The organism is Psychrobacter raelei (assembly GCF_022631235.3).
Classification (GTDB): Bacteria; Pseudomonadota; Gammaproteobacteria; order Pseudomonadales; family Moraxellaceae; genus Psychrobacter; species Psychrobacter raelei.
The window spans coordinates 2,649,954-2,664,840 of sequence record NZ_CP093310.2 but is presented as its reverse complement, the minus strand read 5'-3'; the positions used below and the strand labels follow the sequence as shown (position 1 = coordinate 2,664,840).

9 protein-coding genes and 1 tRNA gene are annotated in these 14,887 nt (G+C 43.7%); all 10 read left to right on the top strand.

Going from position 1 to position 14,887, the window contains the following annotated elements; all coding sequences use genetic code 11:
* Positions 1 to 178 precede the first annotated feature (178 nt).
* The 10 genes from tuf (at position 179) to rpoC (ending at position 14,876) form a co-directional block, all read left to right on the top strand.
* Entirely contained in the window at positions 179 to 1,369 is a 1,191-nt protein-coding gene (tuf, locus tag MN210_RS11165) for an elongation factor Tu (RefSeq protein WP_011961077.1), read from the top strand.
* Positions 1,370 to 1,675: 306 nt separating this feature from the next.
* Positions 1,676 to 1,751 (top strand) — tRNA-Trp (locus tag MN210_RS11160).
* Between the two features lie 110 nt (positions 1,752 to 1,861).
* On the top strand, positions 1,862 to 2,335 hold the full coding sequence (gene secE, locus MN210_RS11155; RefSeq protein ID WP_241878593.1) for a preprotein translocase subunit SecE: 474 nt from the start codon (positions 1,862 to 1,864) through the stop codon (positions 2,333 to 2,335).
* Positions 2,336 to 2,501: 166 nt separating this feature from the next.
* Positions 2,502 to 3,032, top strand: coding sequence for a transcription termination/antitermination protein NusG (gene nusG / locus MN210_RS11150; protein ID WP_011961254.1), 531 nt, complete (start codon positions 2,502 to 2,504; stop codon positions 3,030 to 3,032).
* Between the two features lie 120 nt (positions 3,033 to 3,152).
* Positions 3,153 to 3,584, top strand: coding sequence for a 50S ribosomal protein L11 (gene rplK, locus MN210_RS11145; RefSeq protein ID WP_007395730.1), 432 nt, complete (start codon positions 3,153 to 3,155; stop codon positions 3,582 to 3,584).
* A complete protein-coding gene (gene rplA, locus MN210_RS11140) occupies positions 3,585 to 4,286 on the top strand; it encodes a 50S ribosomal protein L1 (RefSeq protein ID WP_011961253.1) in 702 nt (233 codons plus the stop codon).
* A 423-nt stretch (positions 4,287 to 4,709) separates the two neighbouring features.
* Positions 4,710 to 5,237, top strand: a complete 528-nt coding sequence (gene rplJ, locus MN210_RS11135) for a 50S ribosomal protein L10 (RefSeq protein WP_011961252.1) — start codon at positions 4,710 to 4,712, stop codon at positions 5,235 to 5,237.
* Positions 5,238 to 5,375: 138 nt separating this feature from the next.
* A complete protein-coding gene (gene rplL, locus MN210_RS11130; protein WP_110817018.1) occupies positions 5,376 to 5,753 on the top strand; it encodes a 50S ribosomal protein L7/L12 in 378 nt (125 codons plus the stop codon).
* 615 nt (positions 5,754 to 6,368) lie between these two features.
* Positions 6,369 to 10,487 carry a DNA-directed RNA polymerase subunit beta gene (rpoB, locus tag MN210_RS11125; protein WP_110817017.1) on the top strand — a complete coding sequence of 1,373 codons (4,119 nt, stop codon included), beginning with the start codon at positions 6,369 to 6,371 and terminating at the stop codon, positions 10,485 to 10,487.
* A 168-nt stretch (positions 10,488 to 10,655) separates the two neighbouring features.
* Positions 10,656 to 14,876: a DNA-directed RNA polymerase subunit beta' gene (rpoC, locus tag MN210_RS11120; RefSeq protein ID WP_011961249.1), complete on the top strand. Its 4,221-nt coding sequence runs from the start codon at positions 10,656 to 10,658 to the stop codon at positions 14,874 to 14,876.
* Positions 14,877 to 14,887: the final 11 nt, after the last annotated feature.

The window sequence follows — 14,887 nt, the reverse complement described above, 5'->3', positions numbered from 1 at the left end:
AATTTACAAGGGCAAATAATGACCTTGCACCATATAACATCTTATAGTTAATTGTTTGATAGGCAGCACTTAGTGTTGCCTTTTAGTGTTGTAATTTACTAAATAATAGAAAATAACAACCGTTATAACCTTAGTAGTACTATTTATTTTAGTAAACCCATAAAAAGAGGACACACTCATGGCAAAGGCCAAGTTCGAACGTAACAAGCCGCACGTAAACGTCGGTACCATCGGTCACGTTGACCACGGTAAAACCACTCTAACAGCTGCTATCGCAACTGTAGCTGCAAAAACTTTTGGTGGCGAAGCCAAAGACTACGCTGCAATTGACTCAGCACCAGAAGAAAAAGCCCGTGGTATTACAATCAACACCTCACACATTGAGTATGACACTGCTGACCGTCACTACGCACACGTAGACTGCCCAGGTCACGCTGACTATGTTAAAAACATGATCACTGGTGCTGCTCAGATGGACGGTGCTATTCTAGTCGTATCAGCTACTGACGGCCCAATGCCACAAACTCGTGAGCACATCTTATTATCACGTCAGGTTGGCGTACCATACATCATGGTATTCATGAACAAATGTGACATGGTTGACGACGAAGAGTTACTAGAGCTAGTAGAAATGGAAGTACGTGAATTACTTTCAGACTACGACTTCCCAGGTGATGACACACCAATCATCAAAGGTTCAGCTTTAGAAGCACTAAACGGTAAAGATGGCAAATATGGTGAGCCAGCAGTTATCGAATTACTACAAACTCTAGACACTTACATTCCAGAGCCAGAGCGTGACATCGATAAGCCATTCTTGATGCCTATCGAAGACGTATTCTCAATCTCAGGTCGTGGTACTGTTGTAACTGGCCGTGTTGAGTCTGGTATCGTTAAAGTTGGTGACGAGATTGAAATCGTTGGTATCCGTGACACTCAAAAAACCACCTGTACAGGTGTTGAGATGTTCCGTAAGCTACTAGACGAAGGTCGTGCTGGTGAGAACTGTGGTGTACTACTACGTGGTACTAAGCGTGAAGACGTACAACGTGGCCAAGTACTAGCTAAGCCAGGTTCAATCACTCCGCACACTAAGTTTGACGCTGAAGTATACGTACTATCAAAAGAAGAGGGTGGTCGTCACACACCATTCCTAAACGGCTATCGTCCACAGTTCTACTTCCGTACAACTGACGTAACTGGTGCTATTTCTCTACAAGAAGGTACTGAAATGGTAATGCCAGGCGATAACGTTGAGATGAGCGTAGAGCTTATCCACCCAATCGCTATGGACAAAGGTCTACGTTTCGCAATCCGCGAAGGTGGCCGTACTGTAGGTGCTGGTGTTGTTGCTAACGTTAAAGACTAATCTCTTTAAACGTTAATAACGCTATCAAGCAAAAAAACCGCCTCATTGAGGCGGTTTTTTTATGGTCACTACTTTTAGTCTGTTTTTAGTCTATGTCACAGGTTATTTAAACGCTTTAATCAGTGCAAAAATCAAGGTAATTGAGTAGACAACTTAATTAAAATCGCTATAATACTACACGACTAAATATAGTGATCTGCAATGATAGCCGCTGTTAGAAGGGGTTATATAAAAGAATCCTAGTTTCAAGCACTCACAAGGCTTGCAATCCATAAAAAAGATTGTATAATAGTCAACCTTAACTAAAGGCGATTGGCTCAATTGGTAGAGCATCGGTTTCCAAAACCGAGGGTTGGGGGTTCGAGTCCCTCATCGCCTGCCACTTATATGACTGATAACTGTCTACGCTTAATTAACTAAACCAGTACTCTTCTTTTACCATACAGATAGGCGGCTTTAACTCTATCGTCTACGTCGTAAGGCAATTCAACTATGAGCAATCAACAAGATAACCTAGATAGTAAGGTATCTGACGCTAAGCAGGGCGCTCATAATACGTTAAGAAAATCGCTTAATGGTAAAAGTGCAGTAGAAGTAGCCAAAACACGCTCTCCAAAAGACATCATGCTTTGGATTATCGCGTTTGCTGCTCTAATTGGTGCCACGCTAGTTAATTATAAGCTGCCTGGTATTTGGCAGCCTGCTAACGATATTTGGGTTCGTGTTGGTATTATCGCCTCACTGATTGTGTTGGCCATTATTTGTTTTGCACTGACCAATCAAGGACGCAGCTTTAAGGTATTGCTTAAAGACGCCAGCATAGAGTTACGCCGTGTTACCTGGCCAAGTAAGAATGAAACCATTCAGTATACTTGGCAGTCTTTATTGGTAATCGGTATCGTAGCCGTTATTGTGTGGTTACTTGATAACCTATTTAACTGGTTGGTTGGTATCTTTATCGGTTAATCACTGGGTTAGTGATAAATAAGATAAGCGGCAGTACAAGTTAAAAAATTAGTTATAAAAAAGAATTGTTAGGGCTGGGCTTCATATAACTTCATAAGGGTTATATCAGCTTTACAGCCTGTTTTTTTTAATCAGCAATCGTTTGATTGACGTCATGGAGAAACATATGCGCTGGTATATCGTGCAGGCATTTTCAGGATATGAAAAGCAAGTCCAACGCTACTTGACGGATCGTATCAATCGCAGTGAGTTCGCTGATAAATTCGGTGAAGTACTGGTACCAACCGAAGAAGTCGTTGAAATGAAAGACGGCAAAAAGCGTAAAAGTGAGCGTAAATTCTTTCCAGGCTACGTATTAGTAGAAATGGAAATGAATGATGATACTTGGCATATTGTAAATGACTGTCCGCGTATTACCGGCTTCATTGGCGGTACACCAGAGAATCCAGCACCCATTACTAAAGTTGAAGCCGATCGTATCTTAAATCGTCTTAAACAAAGTGAAGAAGCACCACGTCCTAAGACTTTATTTGAGCCAGGTGAAGAAGTTCTGGTTATTGACGGACCTTTCACTGACTTTAAAGGTCTAGTCGAAAAAGTGGATTACGAGAAATCTAAGCTACAACTGACTGTAAACGTATTTAACAGACCAACTCAGGTCGAATTAGAGTTTAGTAAAGTTGAGAAGTTAAGCTAATTGGCTGACGACGATAGCAACTGAGCTAAATATTTTAACCCCCGGGGAGCGGATGGCTCTGCTTACATCAAGATAGTAAGTGTGAGCAGAAAGCGTTATCACCCGTAAAGGAGAAAACTCATGGCTAAGAAGATTGATGGTTACATCAAACTACAAGTGCCTGCTGGCAAAGCAAACCCTTCACCACCAATTGGTCCTGCACTAGGTCAAAAAGGTGTGAACATCATGGCATTCTGTAAAGAGTTCAATGCGGCAACTGCCAGCATGGAACCAGGTCTGCCAATTCCTACTGAAATCACAGTATACGCTGATAAATCATTCACATTTATCATGAAGTCACCACCTGCTGCCTTCTTGCTGCGTAAAGCTGCTGGTATCGCTAAAGGTTCTGGTGTTCCAAATACTACTAAAGTAGGTAAAGTTACTCGTGCACAGCTAGAAGAAATCGTGCAAACTAAAAATGCTGATTTGACTGCTGCTGACCTGGACGCTGCTGTACGTACCATCGCTGGTACTGCACGTTCAATGGGCATCGATGTGGAGGGTGTGTAAATGAGTAAACTTACTAAACGTCAAAAAATGATCGCTGAGCGTGTAGAAAGCCAAAAGCTTTACACGCTTGAAGAAGCGGTAAGCATTTTAAACGACCTACCACCTCTTAAATTCAAAGAGTCAGTTGATATCGCTATCAACCTAGGCGTAGACCCACGTAAATCAGACCAAGTGGTTCGTGGTGCAACTAACCTACCTGCAGGTACTGGTAAAACTAAGCGTGTTGCTGTATTCGCCCAAGGCGCTGCTGCTGATGCTGCTAAAGAAGCCGGTGCTGACGTAGTGGGTATGGATGATCTAGCGGAACAAGTTAAAGCGGGCAACCTAGACTTTGACGTTGTTATCGCAGCACCAGACGCAATGCGTGTTGTTGGTCAGTTAGGTACTATCCTAGGTCCACGTGGCCTAATGCCTAACCCTAAAGTAGGTACCGTTACTCCTAACGTTGCTGAAGCAGTTGCAAACGCTAAAGCAGGTCAGGCGACTTACCGTGTAGATAAAGCAGGTATCATCCACACCACTATCGGTCAGGTTGGTTTCACTGTTGAACAAATCCAGCAGAACGTACAGGCTTTATTAGCAGACATCCGTCGTGCTAAGCCAGCTACTTCTAAAGGTATCTACATCAAAAAAATTACTTTATCTAGCACCATGGGTCCTGGTATCGCATTAGATCCACTACCATACCGCGTAGCTAAGTAAGCTTAAAAGATAAAGAAAAAACATAAGGAATAGGGCGAATAATCGCCCTAATTCCTACCGAATTTAAAAATTTATAATATTAGGTCAGCTTAGCCAAAGCTATGCTGTCTAAGACCGTAGGTAGGTATCTTAGGTTTGCCTTCGATGCTGTTAATTGATGTCAGTGTTAAATCGAACCATTGTGTTTTATTTAGCCTAGCATTGGCCTACGCAGACGGTGACCCAAAAAAGTTTGATCGTGGGAATGGGTTAGTTTACTAATTTGGTTTCTCCTTCATTCTGATAAAGGTGCCGTATTCAGCGTTATTAAAGTCGCTGGTTGATCACAAGTACGTCTTGGCTTAACCGGTATTTATACTTTAGTAATAGAAACGTCAATTCAACATTGCTGCGGCAATGATGATGAGATCAAGGAGTCAACTCATGGCATTAACGCTAGAACAGAAACAAAAAGTTGTGGCTGAAGTGTCTGAAGTTGCTGCAAATGCTTATTCAGCAGTTGCTGCTGATTATCATGGCCTTGAAGTAGCTCAGTTAACTAAGCTACGTAACCAAGCTCGTGAGAAAGGTGTTGTACTTAAAGTTGTTAAAAACACGCTAGCTAAGCGTGCTTTTGAAGGTACTAGCTTTGAGTGCATGTCAGATAAGATGGTTGGCCCATTGTTACTGGCTTTTTCTACTGAAGATTTAGGTTCTGCTGCTCGTGTAATTCACGAATTCGCTAAAGAACACAAAGCTTTAGAGCCAAAGCTTGTATCAGTTGGTGGTGAGTTGTTTGGTCCTGAGGAAATTGAGCGCGTAGCTAAACTTCCAACACGCGACGAAGCACTATCTATCTTGATGGCAACAATGAAAGCACCAGTAACCAAGCTTGCACGTACTATGAAAGAAGTACCAGGCAAGTTTGTACGTACTGTTGCAGCAGTAAAAGACGCAAAAGAAGCCGCTTAGTTTATAGCTACTTAATTTATATAAGTAAGCGACTAAGTTATTTTCGATCGATACAGCAAGACTATCGCCTAGTGGCATAATTAAACTGTATTGATCTTAATTAATCCCTTTAAATTTATCAGAAAATGGAGAAATCCCATGGCACTATCTAGAGAAGATGTGTTAAACGCAATCGCTGAAATGTCAGTAATGGATATCGTTGAACTAATCAGCGAAATGGAAGAAAAATTCGGCGTAACAGCTGCTGCTGCTGTTGCTGCTGCACCTGCTGCTGCTGCTGGTGGCGCTGCTGCTGCTGAAGAAAAAGACGAGTTTGACGTAATTCTTGCAAGTTTCGGCGACAAGAAAGTTGGCGTAATTAAAGCCGTACGTGAAGCAACAGGCCTTGGCTTGAAAGAAGCTAAAGAACTAGTTGAAGGCGCTCCAGCTCCAATCAAAGAAGGCGCTAACAAAGTAGAAGCAGAAGAGCTTAAGAAAAAGCTTGAAGAAGCTGGCGCTACTGTAGAACTTAAATAATAGATTTTTATCTGTTATGAGTTCGGTTAAGCAGGGATCAAACCCTACTTAACCACGAAGCCAACAATGTACTATGCATTGTTGGCTTTTTTTATCGAGCACTTTAGGGGTTGTGTTTGGGAATGAGGTATTGTATAATCTCGCACTTGACCTTTTGTATTAGCCTAAATGGTTGGCAAGCGTCACGTTAATATCTTATTTATTTTCAGCTTAACGAACGTTTAGCGATTAATACAGACCAAGGGACAGACAATTTGCATGTTTAAAACATCGTTAGCTTCTATCCTTTTTATTTAGACCTAGGTACGCTCGTGCTTGGGGTTTTTTTGCATCTGTCATTTGGCTTCTTTTAACCTAATTTAACCACATTTTTTGTATCAATTACTATAATAACCATTGGCTATTAACGTTTGTAATGGGTTTGGCGGCGTCGACACTCAAATAATGAGTCAAAACGTCATGATTGTTATGCACAACAGGCATTTATCAAAGGTCATTCTCACTGTTTCAATCTGATGATTCCTATTTAGAATTTGGGTCTTTTAGTTAATTACTGATCGCTTAATTTTTAAAAATGAATCATTTTTATTTTACTGTCTACTGTAAGGACTCTCGATGGCATATTCCTATACTGAAAAAAAACGTATTCGCAAAAGTTTTGCCGAGTTGCCACATGTAATGGATATTCCCTATCTGTTGGCAATTCAAGTGGATTCCTATGAGCAATTTTTGCAGGAAAATAAAAAGCCTAAAGCGCGTGAGAATACAGGCCTACAAGCTGCATTTTCATCTATTTTCCCAATCGAAAGTAATTCAAACAACGCCGAACTACAATTTGTTGAGTACTACTTAGGTGCACCAGAGTTCGATGAGCGCGAGTGTATTTCTCGTGGTTCTACTTTTGCAGCACCCTTACGTGTCAAAATCCGTCTGGTTATCAAAGACAAAGATAGCAAAGACAAAAATAGCAAGGCTGCTATTAAAGACATCCGTGAGCAAAATGTATATATGGGTGAAATCCCATTAATGACCGATAACGGTACCTTTATTATTAATGGTACTGAGCGTGTTATCGTGTCGCAATTACACCGTTCACCTGGTGTGTTCTTCGACCACGATAAAGGTAAGTCACACTCAAGTGGTAAGGTGCTTTATAACGCCCGTATCATTCCTTACCGTGGTTCATGGTTAGATTTCGAGTTTGATGCTAAAGATTTAGTATTCGCTCGTATTGACCGCCGTCGTAAATTGCTAGGCACTATCATTCTACGTGCTCTAGGCATGGACACTAATGAGATCCTAGATACCTTCTTTGAAAAAGTATCGGTTTATAAAGGCGAAGAGCAATTTGAAATTGACCTAGTTGCAGATCGCCTACGTGGTGAAATGGCTCAGTTCGACATCGTATCACCAGACGGTGAAGTGTTGGTTGAGCAAGGCAAACGTATCAATGCGCGCCGTATTCGTCAAATCGAACAGTCTGGTATGAAAAAACTGGCTGTGCCTGATGAGTACCTATATGAGCGTATTCTTGCCGAAGATATCGTTGTCAATGATGAAGTGATTGCAAAAGCAAACACCCTAATTGACCATGAGTTATTGGTTAAGCTAAGTGCCTTTGAAGCCAGTGAATCAATCAAAGAATTCAAGATTTTATTCACCAACGACATCGATCATGGTGCGTATATCGCTGATACCTTACGTGCAGACAGCACCGGTAGCCGCGAAGAAGCATTAATCGAAATCTATAAAGTGATGCGTCCAGGTGAGCCACCAACGATTGATACTGCTGAGAAGTTGTTTGAGAGCATGTTCTTCAACGCCGATCGTTACGACTTATCTAACGTTGGCCGTATGAAGTTCAACCGCCGTTTAGGTCGTGAGTTTGTTAATAGTGATGATCCAGATGTTAAACGTGAGCAGAGCGTATTAACCAAAGAAGACATCATTGATGTGTTAAAAGAGCTTATCAATATCCGTAACGGTATTGGTGAAGTGGATGATATTGACCACTTAGGTAACCGTCGTATTCGCTCTGTTGGTGAAATGGCTGAGAACCAATTCCGTGTTGGTCTAGTGCGTGTTGAGCGTGCGGTGAAAGAGCGTTTAAGCTCTGCTGAATCTGATAATTTGTCACCACAAGATTTGATCAACTCAAAACCTGTTGCGGCTGCGGTAAAAGAGTTCTTTGGTTCAAGCCAGTTGTCTCAGTTCATGGACCAAAACAACCCGCTATCAGAGATTACTCACAAGCGTCGTATCTCAGCATTAGGCCCAGGTGGTCTAACTCGTGAGCGTGCAGGCTTTGAGGTTCGTGACGTACACAATACTCACTATGGTCGTGTGTGTCCTATTGAAACGCCTGAAGGTCCAAACATTGGTCTAATCAACTCATTAGCCACCTTTGCTAAGACCAACGAATTTGGTTTCTTAGAAACCCCTTATCGTAAAGTAGTAGATGGTAAAGTTACTGACGATATCGAGTACCTATCAGCCATCGAAGAAGTCGGCACGGTTATCGCTCAGGCTGACTCTGAGTTGGATGAAAACGGCGTACTGGCTGAAGAGATGGTAATGGTACGTAGCGGTGGTGAATCGGTACGTATGCCAAGTGATAAAGTGACGCATATGGATGTATCACCTAGTCAGGTTGTCTCTGTTGCAGCAAGCTTAATTCCATTCCTAGAGCATGATGATGCTAACCGCGCCTTGATGGGTTCGAACATGCAACGTCAGGCGGTTCCTACCTTACGTGCTGATAAGCCGTTAGTGGGTACCGGTATGGAGCGTCACGTAGCTCGCGACTCAGGTGTGTGTGTTATCGCTCGCCGTGGTGGTGTGATTGAAGACGTTGATGCGTCGCGTATCGTGGTTCGTGTTAATGAAGATGAGATGCAAGCGGGTGAAGCGGGTATCGATATCTATAACTTAATCAAATACACCCGTTCTAACCAGAACACCTGTATTAACCAGCGCATCATTGTTAACCAAGGTGACGAAATCGCTGGTGGTGACATCCTAGCTGATGGTCCATCAACTGACTTAGGTGAGTTGGCTCTAGGTCAGAACATGCGTGTGGCCTTTATGCCATGGAACGGTTATAACTTCGAAGACTCGATTTTATTATCAGAGCGTGTGGTGAAAGAAGACCGTTTCACAACCATCCACATTCAAGAATTAACCTGTGTGGCGCGTGACACAAAACTAGGCACTGAAGAAATCACTGCCGATATTCCAAACGTGGGTGAAGCCGCGCTATCTGCTCTTGATGAGTCAGGTATCGTTTATATCGGTGCTGAAGTAGATGCAGGCGATATCTTAGTTGGTAAAGTAACGCCAAAAGGTGAGACACAATTAACGCCAGAAGAGAAGCTACTAAGAGCCATCTTCGGTGAAAAAGCAGCAGATGTTAAAGACACCTCTTTACGTGTGCCAACCTCTACCAAAGGTACGGTTATCGATGTTCAAGTCTTTACCCGTGATGGCGTAGAAAAAGATGCTCGTGCAAAATCAATCGAGAAGTCGCAGCTGGACAACTACCGCAAAGACTTAAAAGAAGAGCTACGTATTTTTGAAGAAGCCGCACGTAGCCGTATCAGCCACTTATTAGATGGTCAGGCCATCAGTGGTGGTGCAGGTCTTAAGTCAGGTACAGTACTGGCTGAGTCTGAGCTACTAGAAATGTCTTTAGAAACGTTATTAGACATTCAGCCTGTTGAAGAAGAAATCGCTGAGCGTTTGACTCAAATTCAAGAGTTCTTGGTCGATAAGCAAAAAGACATCGATACCAAGTTCGCTGAGAAAAAACGCAAGCTGACTGCTGGTGATGACTTAGCACACGGTGTACAAAAAATCGTTAAGGTTTACCTAGCGGTGAAACGTCGCATCCAGCCAGGTGATAAGATGGCCGGTCGTCATGGTAACAAGGGTGTGGTATCTCGCATCATGCCGGTTGAAGACATGCCTTATGATGAAAACGGTAATCCAGTTGATATCGTACTAAACCCACTGGGTGTACCTTCTCGTATGAATATCGGTCAGGTACTTGAGACTCACTTAGGTATGGCAGCTAAAGGTCTTGGTGACAAGATTAACGGCATGATCAAAGCGCAAGCGGCAGTCACTGAGCTACGTGAATTCTTAGACAAGATTTACAACAAAGTAGGCGGTGAACAAGTTGATTTAGACAGCTTGAGCGATGATGATATCCGTGCATTGGCTCAAAACCTACGTGATGGTGTGCCTATGGGTACCGCTGTATTTGATGGCGCCCGTGAGGTTCAAATTGACGAGCTACTAGAGCTTGCCGGTTACCCAAGCTCAGGTCAGCAGACTTTGTATGATGGCCGTACTGGTCAGAAGTTTGACCGTCCTGTGACGGTGGGCTACATGTACATGCTGAAACTAAACCACTTAGTAGATGACAAGATGCATGCCCGTTCGACCGGTTCATACTCATTAGTAACACAGCAGCCATTAGGCGGTAAAGCACAGTTTGGTGGTCAGCGTTTCGGTGAGATGGAAGTTTGGGCACTAGAAGCATATGGCGCAACTTACACGTTGCAAGAGATGCTAACAGTGAAATCGGATGATGTTGAAGGTCGTACGCGTATGTATAAGAACATCGTCGATGGTGAGCAGTACATGGACCCAGGCATGCCTGAATCGTTCAACGTATTGACCAAAGAGATTAAGTCACTGGGTATTAATATTGAGCTAAAAGAAAGCAACTAGTGTTGAATCGGGTAGATGCAGAGCATTTTGTTAAATGGTTTGCATCTACTGCGTTAGTCGTTCCCTTAAACTCAGCCTAATTCATTGCCTTCAAACGGTAGCTTAGGGTCATTATTCAAATTATTAATCTGACCCAGATACTGTGAACACATATAACGGAGAAGCAACTTGAAAGATTTACTCGATATTATGAAAAGCCCTGCCGACAACGGCAAACGTGAATTTGATAGCATTCAGATTACATTGGCAGCTCCCGAGACTATTAAATCATGGTCACATGGTGAAGTAAAAAAACCAGAAACCATTAACTACCGTACCTTTAAGCCTGAGCGTGACGGTCTATTCTGTGCCAAAATCTTTGGTCCAGTAAAAGACTTTGAATGTTTATGTGGTAAGTACAAGCGCCGCAAATTCCAAGGCGTAATCTGTGAAAAATGTGGCGTAGAAGTGACCACTGCCAAAGTTCGTCGTGACCGCATGGGCCACATCGATCTTGCCAGCCCTGTTGCGCACATTTGGTTCTTAAAGTCATTACCAAGCCGCATCGGTTTATTACTTGATATGACACTACGTGATATCGAGCGCGTATTGTATTTTGAAAGCTATGTGGTAACCGATCCTGGCATGACGTCTTTAGAGAAGTATCAGCTTCTTGATGATGAAGACTACTACAAAGCATTAGAAGAATTTGGTGATGAGTTCATCGCTAAAATGGGTGCTGAAGCGGTTCAAGATCTGTTAAAAGATATCGATATCGATTTAGAAATTGATGATCTACGTGAAGCGATTCCAAATACTGGTTCTGAAACCAAGCTTAAAAAGATGTCTAAGCGTCTAAAATTATTAGAAGCTTTCCGTGACTCTAATAACAAGCCTGAGTGGATGGTTATGAGCATTTTGCCCGTACTACCACCAGATTTACGTCCTCTAGTACCGCTAGAAGGCGGCCGTTTTGCGACCTCAGATCTAAACGACTTATATCGCCGTGTGATTAACCGTAACAACCGTTTAAAGCGTCTATTAGAGCTTAACGCCCCTGACATTATCGTACGTAACGAAAAACGTATGCTACAAGAGTCAGTGGATGCGCTACTTGATAACGGTCGTCGTGGCCGTGCCATCACGGGCAGCAACAAGCGTCCATTAAAATCGCTTGCTGACATGATTAAAGGTAAGCAAGGTCGTTTCCGTCAAAACTTACTAGGTAAGCGTGTTGACTACTCTGGCCGTTCGGTGATTGTTGTTGGTCCAACACTGCGTCTACATCAGTGTGGTCTGCCTAAGAAAATGGCACTTGAGCTATTCAAGCCATTTACTTACTCAAAACTATTGTCACACGGCATGGCAACAACCATCAAACAAGCGAAGAAGATGGTAGAGCGTGAAGAGCCACAAGTTTGGGATATGCTGGCCATGGTTATCCGTGAGCATCCAGTATTACTAAACCGTGCGCCAACGCTACACAGATTGGGTCTTCAAGCATTTGAGCCTGTACTAATTGAAGGTAAAGCCATTCAGCTGCATCCGCTGGTATGTACCGCGTTCAACGCTGACTTCGACGGTGACCAAATGGCAGTACACGTGCCATTGACTCTAGAAGCACAGCTAGAAGCCCGTACGTTGATGATGTCAACCAACAACATCCTATCACCTGCTAACGGTGATCCGATTATTGTGCCATCACAAGACGTTGTACTGGGTCTGTACTATATCAGCCGTTCAGCAGTTAACGCTAAAGGCGAAGGCATGATCTTTGCGACCGTTAACGAAGCATTACGCGCTATTGGTTCAAACGACTTACATGTAAACGCCAAAATTAAAGTACGTGTGACTGAGACCATCTTTGATGAAGAGGGTAACTCGACCAAACAAACCACGCTGCAAGAAACTGTGGCCGGTCGTCTACTTATCTGGAATGTCATGCCAAAAGGTATGCGTTTTGCTGAGTGTAACGTTGAGATGACTAAGAAAAACATCTCAAAACTAATGAACTCTTGCTACCGTACGCGCGGCGTGAAAGAAAGTGTTATCTTCGCTGACCAATTAATGTACCTAGGTTTTGCTCAAGCAACCCTATCAGGTGTGTCTATTGGTATCGAGGATATGGTTATCCCGCCAATGAAAAAAGAGCTTATCGAAGCGGCTGATGCTGAGGTTCGTGAAATCGAACAACAGTTTGAGCAAGGTTTCGTAACCGCTGGTGAGCGCTACAACAAAGTTGTCGATATCTGGTCACGTACCAACGACAAAGTGGCTAAAGCGATGATGGATAACTTGGCGACTGATATCGTTATCAACGCACAAGGTGAAGAAGAAGAGCAAAAATCATTCAACTCTATCTTCATCATGTCAGACTCTGGTGCTCGTGGTAGTGCGGCGCAGATTCGTCAGTTGGCCGGTATGCGTGGTCTAATGGCTAAGCCAGATGGCTCTATTATTGAAACCCCGATTAAGGCCAACTTCCGTGAAGGTCTATCGGTTCTTCAGTACTTCATCTCGACCCACGGTGCGCGTAAAGGTCTTGCCGATACGGCACTTAAGACAGCCAACTCGGGTTACTTGACTCGTCGTCTGGTTGACGTGGCGCAAGATTTGGTAATCACTGAGAACGATTGTGGTACCGAAAAAGGCGTTCGCATGACACCACACATTCAAGGCGGTGAAATTATTGAGAAACTAGGTGACCGTGTTCTAGGTCGTGTGGTTGCTCGTGATGTGATGAGCCGTGAAGATGAGGTGTTATTAGCCGCAGGTACGCTGATTGATGAGCATGGCGTAACGGTTATTGATGACAATGGTATCGATGAAGTATGGGTACGCTCAGTCATTACTTGTGATGTACCACACGGTGTGTGTGCTCAGTGTTATGGCCGTGACTTGGCACGTGGTCACAAAGTGAATATTGGTGAGTCTGTGGGTGTTATGGCCGCTCAGTCAATCGGTGAGCCAGGTACTCAGTTAACCATGCGTACGTTCCACGTGGGTGGTGCCGCAAGTTCTACTTCAGTAGACAATAGCATCTCTGCCCGCAACACAGGTTTCATCCGCTTCCATAACATGAAGACGGTGGACCACGTGGATGGTCACTTAGTTATCGTATCGCGTTCAGCTGAAATCGGTATTGCTGATGATGTTGGCCGTGAGCGTGAGCGCTATAAAGTTCCTTATGGTTCAAGCGTACTGGTGAAAGACGGTGATGAAGTTGAAAGCGGACAAGCGATTGCTAAATGGGATCCGCACACGCACCCAATTATCACAGAATTCGCGGGTAAGGCACGTTTCAGCGACATTATCGATGGCTCAACTGCCACCGTTAAGATTGATGAAGCAACCGGTATGAGCTCGTTTGAAATCTTGGGTTCAAAAGACCGTCCAAGTAACTCAAAAGACTTACGTCCAGCGATTATTCTAGATACTACGGGCGGTAAAGAAGTGGTTTACTTCTTACCTGCTGAGACCATTATCCGTGTTTCTGATGGCGAAGAAGTGACAGCAGGTTCGGTATTAGGCCGTGTACCACAAGCCACGTCAGGTACCAAAGATATTACCGGTGGTCTACCACGTGTTGCTGACTTGTTCGAAGCACGTCGTCCGAAAGATCATGCCATCATGGCAGAGATGTCAGGTGTGGTAAGCTTCGGCTCATCAACTAAAGGTAAGAACCGCTTCATCATCACTAATGAAGATGGCGAAGTACATGAAGAGCTGATTCCAAAATGGCGCCAAATCAACGTGTTCGAGAACGAAACAGTTGCCCGTGGTGAAGTTATTGCAGATGGCCCATTAAATCCGCATGACATCTTACGTCTACAAGGCGAAACTGCGCTGGCTAACTACATTGTGGATGAAGTGCAGGATGTATACCGCTTGCAGGGCGTTAAGATTAACGATAAGCACATTGAAGTGATTATCCGTCAGATGTTGCGTAAAGTAGAAATTACTGATGCCGGTGATTCAAACTACTTCAAGGGCGATCAGGTGGAATACGCTGATGTGAAAGCCACTAACGAAAAACTGCTTGCTGAAGATAAATTCCCAGTACAGTTTGAACGTCAGTTATTGGGTATCACCAAAGCCAGCTTGGCAACTGAAAGCTTCATCTCAGCGGCTTCGTTCCAGGAAACCACACGCGTATTAACTGCTGCTGCTGTTGAGGGTAAAGTTGATGAGCTACGTGGTCTAAAAGAAAACGTGGTTGTGGGTCGTCTGATCCCAGCGGGTACAGGTCTTGCTTATCATGCGGCGCGCAAAAAAGCCAAAGAAGGCAAACCTGCTTATGATGTTGAAAGTGCTCTAGATGCCGCTTTTGATATCGAAGCCACGACCTCAGCTCAAGACTTCAGAAGCTTCGATGAAGCGTTTGCTCAAGAGTTGAGTCAAGACAAATAGGCCAAAGCTGC